This window comes from Dyella sp. ASV21, from assembly GCF_016428975.1.
Classification (GTDB): Bacteria; Pseudomonadota; Gammaproteobacteria; order Xanthomonadales; family Rhodanobacteraceae; genus Dyella.
Map to the genome: position 1 here is coordinate 1 of NZ_JAELTT010000304.1, position 321 is coordinate 321.

A 321-nucleotide genomic window follows, 5' to 3' on the forward strand; every position below is an offset into this window, starting at 1 on the left:
CTTGATTCCCATGGATATCGTCTTCATCGAAGACCTGCGCATCGACGCCGTCATCGGCATCTACGACTGGGAGCGCCGTGTGCGCCAGACGCTGTCGCTCGACATCGAGATGGCGTTCGACAACACCTGTCTCTTATACACATCTGACGCTGCCGACGACAACGTTCGGGTGTAGATCTCGGTGGTCGCCGGATCATGAAAGAGGGGGGGGGGGGGGGGGGGGGGGGGGGGGGGGGGGGGGGGGGGGGGGGGGGGGGGGGGGGGGGGGGGGGGGGGGGGGGGGGGGGGGGGGGGGGGGGGGGGGGGGGGGGGGGGGGGGGG

At 72.6% G+C, this 321-nt stretch carries 1 pseudogene; it reads left to right on the forward strand.

The features are described 5' to 3' along the window. Nucleotides 1-10: 10 nt before the first annotated feature. Nucleotides 11-127: pseudogene (locus JHD67_RS21755) on the forward strand (dihydroneopterin aldolase); the annotation flags it as partial. Between the last annotated feature and the right edge of the window lie 194 nt (nt 128-321).